Below are 16,055 nucleotides of genomic sequence, written 5' to 3'. Positions count from 1 at the left end.
AGGCCAAAAAGGTCTTCAAGCTGCTAACGTAGCGGCTATCTAACTTTGTAAGTGACGCAAATGGTGTGATCATCGTTTGCGTCAACTCATAAAATAAACCCCATCATTTATACCGTATAATCGAAAATATAAAAACATTTCTAACATCTCTCTTCTGTGTCGTAACGTTTCGTATTTAATTCGCTATATCTTTATAAATATAAATAAACTTCAATATATTTAGATCATAATTGTATTTATATGATTATGGATCCATTATTGAAAATAAAATAAGGACACTTATGTCTCGTTCAATTGGTCGTAAACGCTTTTGGTTTTACAAAGGTAAAAATATAAATACTCGATTCACCCTAGAGGTTATTAAATGATCGTAAACTTTACTATTATAAAAAATGAAACATCTTGGAATGCCTCTATCCATCAATTAAACAGTGATGTGCTTTTACGCCACATTCGTATGAGTGGCAGTGTGACTGACTTTGATCTTGGGCTTTCATATTGTGAAATGACCAACAAGGGCAGCATTACCGATAGCCATCAAAACACCATTGGTAGCTTTTCAATCTCAGCTTAACTATCCCAGATTTACTCCCTCAGTTTAAGAGACGTATTGAGTTATCTTGATGCGAAGACTTTAATCTTTCCTGTAACCTCTCTCCCTTCAATTTATTATTGTGTTGATTTCGTGTGTTCAACGCTGAACCCAACCTTCTGTCTTGATCTCTTTAAAATTTAAAACCATTTTCCAATGATGGGGAGACTTGCTTTGTAGTTCATTCGAGTTAACACTTCAACAAAGTCATATTCGGAAAGGATAATGTATGAATCAGCATGAAAAACTTAATTATGTCGAATTTGCCGCGAAAGATTTAGAGGCAACCAAAGCGTTTTTTCAATCGGTTTTTGGTTGGGTATTTGTTGATTATGGGCCTGAATATACCGCGTTTTCAAACCAAGGTTTAGATGGTGGTTTTTATAAAGCGCCAACCTGTAGCCAAACCAGTAATGGCGCGGCATTGTTGGTGTTTTATAGCGCCGATATTGAAGCCACACAATCTAAAGTCTCCGCTCATGGTGGTGTGATAACCAAATCTATTTTTGAGTTTCCCGGTGGTTGCCGTTTTCATTTTGAAGAGCCAAGCGGTAATGAGTTTGCTGTTTGGTCGGAAGGGCGTTAAGTTTTTAGGTTTATATAGGAAATCATCAAACAATGAAAACATCGATATTGATCACTGGATGCAGCACAGGTATTGGGCGTTATTGCGCCGAGCAATTGCATGAAGCGGGTTATCAAGTGATCGCAAGCTGTCGTAAAGTTGAAGATGTGGTCACTCTCACCGAGCAAGGGCTTCACTGCGTACAGCTTGATGTGACGGATCCTGAATCGATTCAAGCTGCATTACAACAGACATTACAGATAACGGGCGGCCGGTTAGATGTTTTGTTTAATAATGCCGGTTACGGGCAAGGTGGGGCGATTGAAGATTTACCAACCGATGCATTACGCGCTCAGTTTGAAACCAACCTATTCGGCTTGCATGAATTAACACGCTCGGTTATTCCTATCATGTTAAAGCAAGGCTCTGGCAAAATAGTGCAAGACAGCTCCGTGCTAGGGCTAGTGGCAATGAAATATCGCGGCGCGTATGTGGCCAGCAAGTTTGCTTTGGAAGGTTACACCGATGCACTGCGTTTGGAGTTAATGGGTACGGGCATTGCGGTGAGTTTGATTGAACCCGGCCCTATCGTGAGTCAATTTAGGCAAAATTCGTTGCGGGCTGTGCAGGCTAATATTGATGTGGAAGGCTCTCGTCATCGAAATAGTTACCAACAAACCTTAGCAAGATTGGGGGATGAAAAACCATCCAGCCCTTTTACTCTTGGGCCAGAAGCCGTTTTACGACCCTTGCAAAAAATCATCGACAGCCGCAAACCTAAACCACGATATTATGTTACCAAAGCCACCTATATTTTTGGCTATCTGCGCCGAGTGTTGTCTTCTAGTATGTTGGATCGTGTTCTTGGTAGAGGGAATTAGATAAATCAATTGAGCGGAAATACCGCCATTTTATTGAGTATTTTCAATGAAAACGGCGGTGCTTTTATGGGGTATTTATAAATGCTGCGTAAACCTTACAACGTCATTTTTTTCACCATTCCGGCTTCTGCGTGACCGGGGATGTTACAAGCAAACTCGACATTTGGATTGCCGTGAAAGTGCCATAGCATTTGTTTAGCTTTACCCGGGGTAACGGTGACGCTGCTGCCTGAGTCGTGGGCATGAGTCATGCCTGCCATGTTTTTCATCATCTCACGGTGTTTTTCTTGTTCTTGTTCACTTCCAATGGTGAATTCGTGATCAATTTTTCCTTTGTTCATCACGACAAATTGAACCACATCGTTAGGTTGAATATCTGTATTACCCGCAAAGGTCATGGTCATATCATCGGCGAGAATAACTTGAACCACTTTGTCAGGTTTCACTCCTTTTGCCGGCATACCAACATCGGTCATACCTTTCATGCCGCTCATGTCCATTTTGCTCATATCCATGTCGCCCATTTCCATGTCGCCCATTTCCATGTCGCCCATTTCCATGCCATCCATCTTCATGGAGTGACCTTCCATACTGCCTGATTCCATTTTGTGATCGCTCATGTCGGCAATCGCGAATGAAGAGGCCATAGCGAAACTTAATGCGAGTGTGGTTTTGATAAAAGTGTTTTTCATTGTGTTTTCCTTTTCTAGGTTGGGTAGGCAGTGAGTTCTGCCTACCAATTTGTTTTATTTTTCTGTCGTAGGGTTAATGTGAGTGTTTGTTAACTTGTGCGAGCTTTGTTTCCATAGTTTAAAAATGGCCGGTAATACCACCAAGGTCAGCAATAATGCCGAAGCCATGCCGCCAATCATGGGGGCGGCGATACGTTGCATCACTTCCGAGCCTGTGCCTGAACCATACATGATTGGGATCAAACCAATAATGACGGTAAGCACGGTCATCATTACTGGGCGAACACGTAAGCCAGCGCCTTGTTTAATGGCGGTGATCAGTGATTGATTGGTAAGGGGCTTGTTGTCTCGCTGAGCATCCAAAATGGTTTGATGCCAAGCTTGGTTGAGGTAAACCAACATGATCACGCCAATTTCCACCGCGACACCTGCCAGTGCAATAAAGCCTACGCCCACCGCAATTGAAAAGTTGTAGTTGAGCTGCCACATTAGCCATAAGCCACCCACCATGGCTAAAGGAAGCGTGGCCATGATGATCAATACTTCACCAATGCGTCTAAAGCTGAGGTATAGCAGCAGCATGATGATGATCAAAGTGATTGGCACCACAACACTGAGCCTTTCTTTAGCGCGTTCCATGTATTCATATTGCCCAGACCATGCGAGGGAATAACCGGCAGGAAGTGGCACTTGTTCTAACACTTTGGCCTGCGCCTCTTTGACGTAAGATCCTAAATCCCGGTTATCAATATCGACAAACACCCAACCATTTGGTCGTGCGTTTTCGGTTTTGATCATCGGTGGGCCATCTTCATAGCGAATATCCGCCACATCGCCCAGTGCAATACGCGCACCATTGGGCGTGACTAGGGGCAGGTTTTGCAATTTCACTACTGAATCTCGGTATGATTGAGGGTAGCGAACATTGATCGGGTAACGCTCTAGTCCTTCAATGGTTTCGCCAACATTCATGCCACCCACAGCGGTAGACACCACTCGTTGAATATCTTGAATACTCAAACCGTAGCGTGCGGCTTGTCGGCGCTTGATATCAATGGTGACGTAACGACCACCGGCGACGCGCTCGGCGTACACGGAAGTGGTGCCTTGCACTTGATTTAAAACAGGCTCAAGTTTAGATCCGATTTCTTCAATCACCTTGAGATCAGGGCCCGCAATCTTGATACCAATAGGGGTTTTGATACCAGTTGCTAGCATGTCGATACGCGTTTTAATCGGCATCACGAAGGCATTGGTTAACCCCGGAAATTGGATCAAAGCATCGAACTCTTTACGTAGCGATTCCGAGGTCACGCCATCACGCCATTCAGATTTTGGTTTCAACTGAATGGTGGTTTCAATCATGGTGAGCGGCGCAGGATCGGTTGCCGTTTCGGCGCGGCCAATTTTTCCCCACACGGTTTTCACTTCCGGTACGGTTTTAATTAGCTTGTTGGTTTGTTGCAATAACTCACGCGCTTTGCCGATGGAAATGCCAGGGTAAGTCGTCGGCATATACATCAAGTCACCTTCATCTAAAGGTGGGATAAACTCACTGCCCATTTTGCTGACGGGATAATAAATAGACGTCATCAGAGCTATCGCGATGATCACAATGGTTTTTGGATAAGTGAGGCTTAAATTAAGCAAAGGACGATAAAGAGCCACTAAGCCTTTATTGACAGGGTTTTTATGCTCAGGAAGTATTTTTCCTCGAATAAAATAGCCCATTAATACTGGAACTAAAGTAATGGCTAACGCCGCGGATGACGCCATCGCAAAAGTCTTGGTGAAGGCGAGTGGCGAGAACATCTTGCCTTCTTGCCCCTCAAGAGCGAACACCGGCACAAAACTCAGCGTGATAATCAATAGCGAGAAAAAGAGCGGGGCGCCCACTTCAGCAGCAGCATCGCCAATCACTTGCCAACGATTTTTGTCGGTGAGAGGGGTGCGTTCTATGTGCTTATGGACATTCTCAATCATTACAATTGCCCCATCCACCATTGCACCAATGGCAATCGCTATCCCACCAAGAGACATAATATTGGCGTTAATGCCTTGCCAATGCATGATGATGAACGCTGACAAAATCCCAATGGGCAAGCTGATCGCAATTACCAAAGAAGATCGAATGTGGAACAAGAACAATGCGCACACCACCGCCACAACGATGAATTCTTCTGCCAGTTTTTGCCATAGGTTTTTAACGGCGTGATCAATCAAGTTAGAGCGATCATAAGTCGGAACAATTTCAACGCCATCGGGCAGGCTTTTTTCTAAACTCTTGAGCTTAGCTTTAACATTGGCGATCACTTTGCTGGCATTTTCGCCATAGCGCATCACCACCACACCACCAACCGCTTCACCTTCACCGTTTAATTCCGAGATACCACGGCGCATTTGTGGTCCGATATTGATCTCGGCAATATCACCAAGTAATAAGGGCGTTCCTTTCTCGGTGACTTTCAATGGCAGAGCTTGAATATCATCAATACTGCTTAAGTAACCTGTGGTGCGAACCATGTGTTCCGCTTCAGCAATTTCAATCACAGATGCGCCAGTTTCTTGGTTACCTTGTGCAATTGCGGCATTCACTTGCTGTAACGTTAAGTCATAGGCGCGCAGCTTTGCCGGATCAATTTGAACTTGATACTGCTTCACCATGCCGCCTACGGTTGCGATTTCAGACACACCATCAACGGTTTGCAGTTCATATTTTAAGAACCAATCTTGGTAACTACGCAATTCAGATAAGTCGTGCTTGCCGCTTTTATCTTGCAAAACATAGCTATACACCCAGCCCACACCTGTAGCATCTGGCCCTAATGTGGGTTTGGCTTGAGGTGGTAGTTTAGGCGCAACTTGGCTTAAGTATTCCAAAACACGCGAACGTGCCCAGTACATGTCGGTATTATCGTCGAAAATAATATAAACATAAGAATCACCAAAAAAGGAGAAGCCTCGTACGGTTACCGCTCCTGGTACGGCAAGCATGGCTGTGGTGAGTGGATACGTGACTTGATCTTCAACCACTTGTGGCGCTTGGCCGGGGTAGGATGTTTTAATGATCACTTGCACATCAGACAGATCAGGCAATGCATCCACTGGTGTGTTTTTCACGCTGTATAAACCGGCAGCCGTTAATAACACCGCCGCGATGATGACCATAAACCGATTTTGAATCGACCATCGAATAATCGCAGGGATCATGATTGACCTCCTTGTTTTTGAATATCTTGCGCTTGGAGATCAATGATGCGGTAATCGTCTTTATTTTTTTCGATCAGAAACCGGATCGTTTGCCCCGCTTTGAATGGAGATAAATCAACCTCATCGGAAGTTTCAAAGCTCATTTGTCCGGCTTTCCAATGCCACTTGTCGATTGGATTGAAGTCGATGATGACCATACCAAAATCGGCCATCAACATATTGATGTTACCTTCTGCCCAAACGGTTTCTCCTTTTGGTTCAGTACCATTGATACGGCTTAATTCTGCATTTTGGCTTGATTCCGAATCCAACATGAATTGTGCTGATGTCACCACGCGATCCTTAATGGTGAGCCCTTTTAATACTTCTATTCTGTCATCTGCTTCGCGGCCAATTTCAATCCGAGCAGAGCGGAATTTACCTTCTCCTTGCGCTAAAACCACACGAGTCATGCTGCCCGATCGGATCACAGATTCACGAGGAATATTGAGAACATTACCTTCCGTTTCGGGCTTTAAGCTGATATTGGCGAACATGTTTGGTTTGAGTTTGCCGTTTGGATTATCGAACTTTAAGCGCACACGTAAGGTACGGGTTTTTGGGTCTAAAATTGGATAAACGTAATCAACCACACCTTGCCAAGATTGGCCGGGAATGGAATCTAATGTCATTTCGGCGGTGGTGCCTGCTGTTATCCAGTGGCCTTGACGTTCAAAGACTTCAGCATCAGCCCATACTTCTTCTATAGGACCGGCACTGATCACCGCTTGCGCTGGAGACAAATAGCCGCCTTCACGCACATTTAAGCTGGCGATGATCCCATCGTTGACCGCTTTGACTTCAACCGAATTGACTGATTTACCGCTGCGAACAATTTTCTGTATTTGGGCTCTATCGACCCCAAGAGTGACTAAGCGTTCGGTTGCGCCGTTGATCAAACCTTGGCGTTGGGTGCGATAAGCATTCAGCAGTTCTTCTTGGGCTTTCACCAAGTCAGGAGAATAGAGAGTAAACAGCACATCCCCTTTAGTGACTTTTTCACCCACGGCATTGATGTTGAGCTTTTGTACCCAACCACTGACTCGCACGTTGGTTTGCCACAACTTACTTTCATCAAAGGCGATATAACCGACGGTTTGAATGTTTGGGGATAATGGGCTGAGCGTAACTTGAGCGACTTTTACCCCCAGATTATTTTCAACGGCAGGTGAAACCATCACTGTGCCTGCGGGATCATCGTTGGCAGTGCCTTCTTGATAGACCGGCACTAAATCCATTCCCATTGGCGACTTACCCGGTTTGTCTCGGCGATAATTGGCATCCATCGGGGCAACCCAGTAAAGAGGTTCATTTTGATCGGCTGAAGCTTTGGTTGATGATTGATTCGTCGAGCTAGCTTGCATTGCCATCGACATGTGAGTATTGACGAAGTAATAACTGGCTGCGCCACCAATGGCTAAGCTAACTAATGAGGTTAAGGCTAACGCTGGAAAAGTTTTCATGTGATGTCCTATTCTTGTTCGGCTGGCAACGTAGGGGCATCGATTTGATAATCGAACCCGTTGAAGAGATACGCTAAGTTACTATTGGTGATGTTGAGATCGGCTTGAAGCCTTTTCAATTCGAGCTTTAAGCTGAGTTCATCACGTATTGAGGCCACTACATCATTAAATTGTGCAGTGTTGCTTTGGTAGCCTCGCTCCACCGCTTGTGTACGCGATTTTGCTTGAGGTAATAAGCGATCTTGATAGCGTTCTAAACGTTGGGTTAGGTTGATGCGGTCCACCATCAGCGCGTTGGCTTTGGCGTTCAATTGCTGCAATAAAACATCACGTTGCGACCTTGCCGCGCCCACTTGATATTGAGCAGCAGCGTATTGTCGATCTTGGCGTTTATCGGTAAATAATGGCAAATCCATGGTGAGGTAAGCGCTGACTAAATCAGAGGCCGGTTGACCATTCATGCCATTCGCTTGTCGATAGCCATACATGACTTCGACCCCAAACTTAGGCTTATAAGATTCATTGGCGATTTTGACTTGGACTTGGTTGGCAGCAATGCTGGTTTCCGCCATTTGCACGCTAGGGTGCGCCATCAATAAGTCATAAAATTGAGTGTTTTGATTGGCTTTGCTAGCGAGCATTTGATCGAGACTTTCCCAATTAAGGGTCGCCAGTGTGTTGCTGCTATTTTGTTTTGTTAACCAATTCGCACCTAACCATTCTGACAATTGGGCGAAAATTCGCTGCTGAGTTTGTTGATTTTGTTGCAGTTGGTCATTGAGTTTTTCAAGTTGGACTCTTGCTTGAAGAGCATCTTGAGATTCACTTCGACCCATTGAGTAGTTGGTGTCGATAAAGGTGACCAACTCTTTGACCAACTTTTGATTATCACGAATGATGGTGGCCGCTTGTTGCTGATAGATAAGCTCTGACCATAACTGAGTCACGGTATTGGCAATGGTCAGCTCACGAATTTTTATTTGCCATTCATTGCCATCGGCTTGTTTGTTGGCCATTTCGGCTTGTAAATCTAAGCTAGAACCACGTCCAAATTCTTGCATTAATCCAATCGAAATATTGGTCATTGGATCGCTGTCAAAAGTCCAGCTGTCAATTGGCATTCCACCCACCCCAAATTTAATCTTAGGATCGGCTTGTGTGGCACTGGCGATGCCGTTTTCTCGAATGGCTTGTGATTGGGCCAAGATTTGTTGTCTACCAGCGTCGAGTTCTAAAGCTTGCTCGATCACACCGGTTAGCTGACTTTGCGCCCAAACAGGAGTACAAAATCCAGCCACTAACGCATAAAGCGTCCATGGTTTGAAGGTCATAATTTAACGTTCCTACAATACCAATCTCGGTTTATCACGCTCACTCAGGGAGTGAAAGTGTCTAGACTTTGATTGATAGAATTACAGTAAAACATCAGCGCATGGAAACCATGGCCGCGATTAAGATAATGCCGCGAGAAAACCCGCGTAATGGGACGTTAAGCTATAGGGGGGCGGTAAAGTGAACTCGAAAGACGAGAGGTAAATACAGGAGAATAGTGTTCGATCAGCAATAAACTGTGCTGCTCAATAAGATGGGCTGTTGGGGTTGGTAAATAAACGTAGCTGGCAACACAAGTTGAATCGCAGCAATTAGTACTCATGGTTTTTTGGTGGTGGTGCGAGGTGTTATCGGCTTGCACATCGGAAGGGTCGCACATGCTGTGCATACTGACTTGTTGCGATGACATTGAGTGCGATGCGTGTTGCATGTTACTGGTTGAGCATTGCGGGCTCATTAACGTTGAGTTCATTAACATAGTGACAGGCATCGTTGCTGCGCTATAGCTTGAAAGCAATAGCGATATTAAAGCAGCAATTGTGATGCACCATGTTCGGATCATTTGAATACTCAACTGGTAATAAATTAGCGTTCAATTACGAATTAAAAAATCACACTAATTTACATTAGTAACGAATTTTTCTTACTCGTAAAGTGATGCTTAGTCTTTCAGGTGTTGATAAGTATTGCAATCATTTTACTTAGAAAATGATAATACCTTAAATCATCCTCTGAGGTTAATAAGGCATGAGTCTTGCTTACAATTTTCCATTGTCATTCAATAAATGGAAGTAAAAAATGACTGAAACAGAAACAATGGAAGTAGTTTCACAATCTAGCGAGACTCTATCATCCAAGATGATCCCCGTTAGAACTGAGAAGGAAAGCCAAGGTTGGAAAGCTGAATTAGTATTAGGTTTCTCTGATCGAGGGGATAAAACCGTAGTCAGTCACAAGACTCAACTCGGGCCTTTAGCCATTCAACGCCCCTTATATCCTGAAGGGGATGTTTGCCATACCTATCTGTTGCACCCACCGGGCGGCGTGGTCGGTGGTGATGAACTGCTGATCCAAGCCACCACTCTAACGGGTGCTCATGCTTTGGTCACGACACCGGGAGCAACGAAGTTTTATCGTTCGGAAGGTAAAATTGCTCGCCAAAAACAAGTGCTGAATGTCAAAGCGGGAAGTTGCTTGGAATGGCTACCTCAAGAGAACATTTTTTTCCCCACAGGACAAGTACGCGTCGATACCGATATTCACCTTGAAACGGGTGCACTATTTATGGGCTGGGAGTTGCACTGTTTTGGTCGCCCCGCACTAAATGAGTGCTTTAGTGCGGGAAAAGTGTGGGGTAAGACGCAAATATTTGTCGATGAAAAGAGAATTCTCACAGAAAATGTGCAATTAGAGGGCGGTAACAAATCTATACTAAACAGTGGATTACAAGGATTCCCTATGATGGGGAGCTTTTTCATTACCGCAACCAATGATAATGATATCAATATGGTACAGGATTTGCTTCAAGACCTAGCAGGCAATCAAGAGTTAGTGCTAGGAAGCATTTTAACGAACAATGAACTGGTGATTGCGGCGACGCAAATAGACCAATTGATTGTGGTTAGAGCGTTAGGTCATTGGACAGAACCCATGCTAGAAGCCTTCACCCTTATTTGGCAACAAATTCGCTTACAGTGGTTTGATTACGTGCCAGAGCCACCAAGAATTTGGGCAACTTAGCGAGCCGTTTGTGAAGCTTTAATTCTTAGTAAAAGAACGTACATGACAACGAAACCTAGGGATAAGAAATCCCAATCCCTTACGGAGTGAAACATGGAATTAACCCCAAGAGAGAAAGACAAACTCCTCATATTTTGTGCTGGCATGTTAGCTCAGCAACGCAAAGACAAAGGCTTAAAGCTGAACTATCCCGAGTCGGTCGCATTGATCAGCAGTGCGATTTTGGAAGGGGCGCGTGAAGGTAAAACAGTGGCAGAATTGATGAATTTTGGCCGCACGATTTTAACCGCTGACCAAGTAATGGAAGGGGTGCCGTCGATGATCCCGGATGTGCAGGTTGAAGCGACGTTCCCCGATGGAACAAAACTGGTCACCGTTCACGATCCCATCGTATAAGGATTTGCTATGAAAACCAACAATGCAAACCCGAACGCGTTTATTCCCGGTCAGTTGATTGCTGGCAAAGGGGATATTGAATTAAATGTCGGGCGGGAAACCATTCAAATTAAAGTTGAGAACTTAGGGGACAGGCCAGTGCAAGTTGGCTCGCATTACCATTTTAATGAAGTGAATGATGCGCTTAAGTTTGATCGTGAGGCCGCTTTAGGTTTTAGGCTCAATATTCCTGCCGGTACAGCGACGCGTTTTGAGCCGGGTCAATCAAGAACGGTTGAATTGGTGGCGTATGCGGGTGATCGCAAGGTGTATGGCTTTAAAGGTCGAGTAATGGGTTCTCTTGATTAGATTAAACCTCCCCACGTCATTCCGGAGACGAGGAACGAGTTATCCGGAATCTAAAACTCTAAAACATAGCTGCGATCAAAAATCAAAAGTGAGATAAAAGGATTAAACATGGCAAAAATTTCAAAACGTGCCTATGCCGAGATGTTTGGGCCGACCACTGGCGACAGATTACGCCTTGCCGATACTGAACTGTGGCTCGAAGTCGAAAAAGATTACACCGTGTATGGCGATGAAGTGAAATTTGGTGGCGGTAAAGTGATCCGTGATGGTCAAGGGCAAAGCCAGCGCGTGTCTGAATTTACTCCTGATCTGGTTTTCACCAATGCAGTGATCTTAGATCATTGGGGTGTCGTGAAAGCCGACATTGCGGTAAAAGATGGCCGTATTTGTGGCATTGGTAAAGCGGGCAATCCAGATGTGCAGCCGGGCGTGGATATCATTATTGGTCCGGGTACAGAAATTATTGCCGCAGAAGGATCAATTGTGACCGCTGGTGGCATTGATTCGCACATTCACTATATTTGCCCACAACAAATTGAAGAAGCATTAGCCTCTGGTATCACCACGATGATTGGTGGGGGAACCGGCCCTGCAACAGGCACGAATGCCACCACTTGCACACCGGGGCCATGGAATATTCACCGTATGCTTGAAGCCTTGGATGAATTCCCGATGAACTTTGGGTTACTTGGTAAAGGCAATGCGAGTTTGCCAGAACCTTTATTAGAACAAGTAGAAGCCGGCGTGATTGGCTTAAAGCTGCATGAAGATTGGGGGACAACGCCAGCCTCGATTGATAATTGTTTAACCGTGGCCGATCTAACGGATGTTCAAGTGGCGATCCACACCGATACCTTAAATGAATCGGGCTTTGTGGAATCTACCTTAGCGGCGATTGGTGATCGCGTTATCCATACTTATCACACAGAAGGGGCGGGTGGCGGTCATGCGCCTGATATTATTAAAGCCTGTGGTGAATCCAATATTTTACCATCCTCAACCAATCCAACTCGTCCTTACACGGTTAATACCGTTGATGAACACTTAGACATGCTGATGGTATGCCACCATTTATCGCCTTCAATTGCTGAAGATGTCGCTTTTGCCGAATCACGTATTCGCCGTGAAACCATTGCTGCAGAAGATATTTTGCATGACCTTGGCGCATTTTCGATGATTTCATCGGATTCACAAGCGATGGGGCGTGTGGGTGAAGTGGTGCTAAGAACATGGCAAACCGCGCATAAAATGAAAGTGCAGCGAGGAGCGTTAAAAGAAGATCAACAAGCGTTTGAGTCTGAAAATTCGAGCCATGATGCGCCTAATGATAACTTCCGTCTGCGTCGATATGTTGCGAAATATACGATAAATCCAGCGATCACGCATGGTATCAGCCATGAAGTTGGTTCGGTTGAAGTAGGCAAGTTGGCTGATTTAGTGTTGTGGAAACCGGCTTTCTTTGGCGTGAAACCAAGCGCGATCATTAAAGGTGGCATGATAGCCATGGCACCGATGGGCGATCCAAATGCTTCTATCCCAACGCCACAACCTGTGCATTATCGTTCAATGTTTGGCAGTTATGGGCAAGCTTCAAAACACACCTCGATGTTGTTTGTTTCGCAACTTGCCAAAGAAAAAGACATCGCAGGTCAACTAGGTTTAGGCAGTTTAATTGGCGTGGCGAAAAACTGTCGCAACATTTCAAAAGCGGATATGAAGCTTAACGATTGGCAGCCAAAAATTGAAGTGGACTCTCAAACCTATGAAGTGAAAGCCGATGGTGAGCTTTTGACTTGTGAGCCAGCAGAAGTGCTGCCGATGGCGCAAAGGTATTTTCTTTTCTGATACACGATCCTCGAAAACGAAAAACGAATTTATATGGACTCAATTATGATCGAATTAACTCAAATAGTCTCAAAAGCTTCGCTAACCAGTGAATCTCTCACCATCGATGGCACGTTAAGTTTGCCGATTGATAGCCGCATTAAAAGTCGTTTAAAAGTCACACTAGATGATGGTCGTGATGCAGGCTTGTTTTTACCGCGTGGGAATATTTTACGCGATGGTCAAGTGGTGAAAAGTGAGTGCGGCTTATTGATTGAAATTAAAGCCGCGGCGGAAACCGTTTCAAGCGTGTATTGCGAGGATGCATTGCTGCTTAACCGTGTGACCTATCACCTTGGAAACCGCCATGTACCTTTGCAAATTGCTCAAGGTTGGGTGCGCTATCAACATGACCATGTATTAGATGACATGGTGGTTGGCCTTGGCGCCAAAGTCACGGTTGAGAAGGCGTCATTTGAACCCGAAGATGGCGCTTATGGTGGTCGTTCTGGCGGGCATCATCACCACCATGATCATGACCACGCGCATTAATATCTTGAATACTGAATTTATAATAAGGAAATTAAAAATGAAATTATCTCGCTTAATAACACTTGCCACTGTTTTCGCCGCGCCTGCTGCTTTTGCGCATGTCGGTCATTCTCATGATCACGGTTCAAGCAATGCCTTTTTTGAAGGGCTGATTCATCCATTAACCGGATTAGATCACTTAGTGATGTTACTGGGTTTAGGTATGTTGATTAGCTACTTTACCTTGAGCAATAAAACCGCGCCAAGTAAGAAAACACTCTTTATTGCCGCCTTGGTGAGCTTAACACTTGGGCTCGGCGCTGGAAGTGTATTTGGTGCAATCAGTGGTGTGGAGTTAATGATTGTTGCTTCCATTTTTGTGGTGGCATTAGGGATCTGGAATACCTTTTCTGTGCGTGAATCACTGACACAAGCTCTTGTTATTGCTTCTATCGGCTTAGTGTTCTTCCATGGCTTTGCTCATGGCGTGGAAGCGACTGGCAACGTTTTTGGTTTTGGTGCGGGCATGCTAGTCGCAGCATTTGGCATTATGTTTACTGGTGAACGTGTTGCTCACTTTTTCGCAAGTAAATGGTTAGGTGCAGGCGTTGCGGCATCTGGCGTTGCGTTAATGTTAGCGTCTTAATTGCTATGACATCGGCTTTAAAGGATAACTCACCTGTCAATACGGAACATCGCGTAGGCAATACGGACGTCGCCAGCTTTCGCCTGTTTCAGTTGATCAGCCCATCGCTTCCTATTGGCGGCTTTACCTATTCGCAAGGGTTGGAATGGGCGGTTGAAGCCGGGTGGGTAGACAGTCAGCCTAAAATGATGGATTGGCTTGAAATGATGCTGGCCAATAGCTTAGTCACATTAGAATTGCCGATCCTTGCCAAGCTGTATCATGCGGTTCATCAAGATGATTTCACGCAAATTGAATATTGGTGTGATTACCTGTATTCCTGCCGTGAAACCAGTGAATTGCGTGCTGAAGAACTGCAACGAGGCAAGGCACTATTCACCTTACTCAAACAGTTAGACATCCCTATTGATGCGCGTTGGCAGCCACAAGATAACAGCCACGCGGCAACACAAAATCAGTTACTGGGTTTTTGCGCCGCTGCCAAAGCATGGAGCATTCCTTTGTTGAATTTACAACAAGGTTATGTGTGGAGCTGGGCGGAAAACATGGTCATGGCTGGGGTGAAATTAGTGCCTCTAGGGCAAACGGCAGGGCAAAAATCGCTTATCGAATTATCCGATTGGTTGCCTAAAGCGATTGAAAAAGCGAATCAAATTAGTGATGACGATATCGGCAGCTTTACCCCTGCGGTCGCAATTGCCAGTAGTCGTCATGAAACTCAATATACACGGCTATTTCGCTCTTAATCTTATTGTCATCACATTTGGATACGCATATTGGTTAACCGCGCTCATGCAGAAATTCCAATGATTTTGACAATAAGAATAGCTCAAATAGACGATTAAATAAGGAATACAACATGTCTCAAACAGAATCTTATAAACAACCTCTGCGCATTGGTATTGGTGGCCCGGTTGGCTCTGGCAAAACAGCGTTACTTGAAGTGCTGTGTAAAGCGATTCGTGATCGTTTAAACATTGCGGTAGTGACCAATGATATTTACACACAAGAAGATGCCAAGATCTTAACTCGCGCCGAAGCATTAGATGCGGATCGTATTATTGGCGTAGAAACCGGAGGCTGCCCGCATACGGCAATTCGTGAAGATGCCTCGATGAATTTAGCGGCAGTAGAAGAGTTGGCTAAGCGTCATAAAAACCTGGATGTGGTGTTTGTCGAAAGTGGCGGTGATAACTTAAGCGCGACCTTTAGCCCAGAGCTTGCCGATCTCACTATTTATGTGATTGATGTAGCGGAAGGTGAGAAAATTCCACGTAAAGGCGGTCCGGGTATTACACGTTCCGATCTATTAGTGATCAATAAAATCGACCTTGCTCCTTATGTGGGTGCGTCACTCGAAGTCATGGAATCGGATACCAAGCGTATGCGTCCAAACAAGCCATATATTTTCACTAACTTAAAAGAAAGTATCGGTCTAGATTTCATTATTGATTTTATTATTACCCAAGGCATGCTGACGCCAAAAGAAGGCTAATTGGTTAGTATCCGATATGGGTAATAGTCAGTATTTTTTATCTTTGTAATTTGCCCCATGCTTTTAATGAATTTATCCATTAAAAGCATGGGGCGTTATTATTATCTTTTGAGTTAATACCGTTCGAACAATAAGTTAGAAAATTGTATCTACCATTCAATTCTGATTGTTTCTTAACATGGTATCTCGCTAAACTTGTTTATTGGTCCTCAATGTTGTCGCTTTTTTTGTAAAATTAAGTTACATTTTCGCCCGCATTTTTGAACTTATACGTTATTAATGGTCTTAATAGAGCATTTAA

General features: G+C 44.6%; 16 protein-coding genes. 11 read left to right on the top strand and 5 right to left on the bottom strand.

Annotated features, from left to right (window positions below; translation table 11 throughout):
- Nucleotides 1-364 precede the first annotated feature (364 nt).
- From A1QC_RS10285 to A1QC_RS10275, 3 genes are all read left to right on the top strand, one after another.
- Nucleotides 365-574: a hypothetical protein gene (locus tag A1QC_RS10285; protein WP_017023970.1), complete on the top strand. Its 210-nt coding sequence runs from the start codon at nt 365-367 to the stop codon at nt 572-574.
- Nucleotides 575-821: 247 nt separating this feature from the next.
- Nucleotides 822-1,178, top strand: a complete 357-nt coding sequence (locus tag A1QC_RS10280; protein WP_017023969.1) for a VOC family protein — start codon at nt 822-824, stop codon at nt 1,176-1,178.
- Between the two features lie 32 nt (nt 1,179-1,210).
- Complete coding sequence (locus tag A1QC_RS10275) at nt 1,211-2,038, top strand: SDR family oxidoreductase (protein ID WP_017023968.1); 828 nt, start codon at nt 1,211-1,213, stop codon at nt 2,036-2,038.
- Between the two features lie 95 nt (nt 2,039-2,133).
- On the opposite strand, the gene copI is transcribed toward A1QC_RS10275, so the two are convergent.
- From copI to A1QC_RS10250, 5 genes are all read right to left on the bottom strand, one after another.
- Nucleotides 2,134-2,730, bottom strand: a complete 597-nt coding sequence (gene copI / locus A1QC_RS10270; RefSeq protein WP_017023967.1) for a copper-resistant cuproprotein CopI — start codon at nt 2,728-2,730, stop codon at nt 2,134-2,136.
- A gap of 54 nt (nt 2,731-2,784) precedes the next feature.
- Complete coding sequence (locus tag A1QC_RS10265) at nt 2,785-5,940, bottom strand: efflux RND transporter permease subunit (protein ID WP_017023966.1); 3,156 nt, start codon at nt 5,938-5,940, stop codon at nt 2,785-2,787.
- On the bottom strand, nt 5,937-7,442 hold the full coding sequence (locus A1QC_RS10260; protein ID WP_017023965.1) for an efflux RND transporter periplasmic adaptor subunit: 1,506 nt from the start codon (nt 7,440-7,442) through the stop codon (nt 5,937-5,939). Before A1QC_RS10260 ends, A1QC_RS10265 begins: the two co-directional genes overlap by 4 nt.
- Nucleotides 7,443-7,450: 8 nt before the next feature.
- Complete coding sequence (locus A1QC_RS10255) at nt 7,451-8,773, bottom strand: TolC family protein (protein ID WP_017023964.1); 1,323 nt, start codon at nt 8,771-8,773, stop codon at nt 7,451-7,453.
- A gap of 158 nt (nt 8,774-8,931) precedes the next feature.
- Nucleotides 8,932-9,336 carry a hypothetical protein gene (locus tag A1QC_RS10250; protein WP_017023963.1) on the bottom strand — a complete coding sequence of 135 codons (405 nt, stop codon included), beginning with the start codon at nt 9,334-9,336 and terminating at the stop codon, nt 8,932-8,934.
- A gap of 236 nt (nt 9,337-9,572) precedes the next feature.
- On the opposite strand from A1QC_RS10250, the gene A1QC_RS10245 reads away from it, so the two are divergent.
- The 8 genes from A1QC_RS10245 (at nt 9,573) to ureG (ending at nt 15,754) form a co-directional block, all read left to right on the top strand.
- Complete coding sequence (locus A1QC_RS10245) at nt 9,573-10,514, top strand: urease accessory protein UreD (RefSeq protein WP_017023962.1); 942 nt, start codon at nt 9,573-9,575, stop codon at nt 10,512-10,514.
- Between the two features lie 93 nt (nt 10,515-10,607).
- Nucleotides 10,608-10,910 carry an urease subunit gamma gene (gene ureA / locus A1QC_RS10240; protein WP_017023961.1) on the top strand — a complete coding sequence of 101 codons (303 nt, stop codon included), beginning with the start codon at nt 10,608-10,610 and terminating at the stop codon, nt 10,908-10,910.
- A 9-nt stretch (nt 10,911-10,919) separates the two neighbouring features.
- Nucleotides 10,920-11,258: an urease subunit beta gene (locus tag A1QC_RS10235; RefSeq protein ID WP_017023960.1), complete on the top strand. Its 339-nt coding sequence runs from the start codon at nt 10,920-10,922 to the stop codon at nt 11,256-11,258.
- A 108-nt stretch (nt 11,259-11,366) separates the two neighbouring features.
- Nucleotides 11,367-13,103 carry an urease subunit alpha gene (ureC, locus tag A1QC_RS10230; protein WP_017023959.1) on the top strand — a complete coding sequence of 579 codons (1,737 nt, stop codon included), beginning with the start codon at nt 11,367-11,369 and terminating at the stop codon, nt 13,101-13,103.
- A 45-nt stretch (nt 13,104-13,148) separates the two neighbouring features.
- A complete protein-coding gene (gene ureE / locus A1QC_RS10225; protein WP_017023958.1) occupies nt 13,149-13,634 on the top strand; it encodes an urease accessory protein UreE in 486 nt (161 codons plus the stop codon).
- A 37-nt stretch (nt 13,635-13,671) separates the two neighbouring features.
- Entirely contained in the window at nt 13,672-14,259 is a 588-nt protein-coding gene (locus A1QC_RS10220) for a HupE/UreJ family protein (protein ID WP_017023957.1), read from the top strand.
- 5 nt (nt 14,260-14,264) lie between these two features.
- Nucleotides 14,265-15,005: an urease accessory protein UreF gene (locus A1QC_RS10215; protein ID WP_017023956.1), complete on the top strand. Its 741-nt coding sequence runs from the start codon at nt 14,265-14,267 to the stop codon at nt 15,003-15,005.
- 113 nt (nt 15,006-15,118) lie between these two features.
- Complete coding sequence (ureG, locus tag A1QC_RS10210) at nt 15,119-15,754, top strand: urease accessory protein UreG (RefSeq protein ID WP_017023955.1); 636 nt, start codon at nt 15,119-15,121, stop codon at nt 15,752-15,754.
- The last annotated feature ends 301 nt before the right edge of the window (nt 15,755-16,055 follow it).

Origin of the sequence: Vibrio rumoiensis 1S-45, assembly GCF_000286955.2 — a bacterium.
GTDB lineage: Bacteria > Pseudomonadota > Gammaproteobacteria > Enterobacterales > Vibrionaceae > Vibrio > Vibrio rumoiensis_A.
The sequence above is the reverse complement of the archived record's forward strand: the minus strand, read 5'-3'. Positions and strand labels throughout refer to the sequence as shown.

Bases quoted from the DNA above. Each gene is read 5' to 3' on its own strand.
- copI (WP_017023967.1), bottom strand. From the start codon at position 2,730: ATGAAAAACACTTTTATCAAAACCACACTCGCATTAAGTTTCGCTATG.
- A1QC_RS10215 (WP_017023956.1), top strand. From the start codon at position 14,265: ATGACATCGGCTTTAAAGGATAACTCACCTGTCAATACGGAACATCGC.
- A1QC_RS10280 (WP_017023969.1), top strand. From the start codon at position 822: ATGAATCAGCATGAAAAACTTAATTATGTCGAATTTGCCGCGAAAGAT.
- A1QC_RS10260 (WP_017023965.1), bottom strand. From the start codon at position 7,442: ATGAAAACTTTTCCAGCGTTAGCCTTAACCTCATTAGTTAGCTTAGCC.
- A1QC_RS10285 (WP_017023970.1), top strand. From the start codon at position 365: ATGATCGTAAACTTTACTATTATAAAAAATGAAACATCTTGGAATGCC.
- A1QC_RS10275 (WP_017023968.1), top strand. From the start codon at position 1,211: ATGAAAACATCGATATTGATCACTGGATGCAGCACAGGTATTGGGCGT.
- ureC (WP_017023959.1), top strand. From the start codon at position 11,367: ATGGCAAAAATTTCAAAACGTGCCTATGCCGAGATGTTTGGGCCGACC.
- A1QC_RS10250 (WP_017023963.1), bottom strand. From the start codon at position 9,336: ATGATCCGAACATGGTGCATCACAATTGCTGCTTTAATATCGCTATTG.
- A1QC_RS10245 (WP_017023962.1), top strand. From the start codon at position 9,573: ATGACTGAAACAGAAACAATGGAAGTAGTTTCACAATCTAGCGAGACT.
- ureE (WP_017023958.1), top strand. From the start codon at position 13,149: ATGATCGAATTAACTCAAATAGTCTCAAAAGCTTCGCTAACCAGTGAA.
- A1QC_RS10255 (WP_017023964.1), bottom strand. From the start codon at position 8,773: ATGACCTTCAAACCATGGACGCTTTATGCGTTAGTGGCTGGATTTTGT.
- A1QC_RS10220 (WP_017023957.1), top strand. From the start codon at position 13,672: ATGAAATTATCTCGCTTAATAACACTTGCCACTGTTTTCGCCGCGCCT.
- A1QC_RS10235 (WP_017023960.1), top strand. From the start codon at position 10,920: ATGAAAACCAACAATGCAAACCCGAACGCGTTTATTCCCGGTCAGTTG.
- A1QC_RS10265 (WP_017023966.1), bottom strand. From the start codon at position 5,940: ATGATCCCTGCGATTATTCGATGGTCGATTCAAAATCGGTTTATGGTC.
- ureG (WP_017023955.1), top strand. From the start codon at position 15,119: ATGTCTCAAACAGAATCTTATAAACAACCTCTGCGCATTGGTATTGGT.
- ureA (WP_017023961.1), top strand. From the start codon at position 10,608: ATGGAATTAACCCCAAGAGAGAAAGACAAACTCCTCATATTTTGTGCT.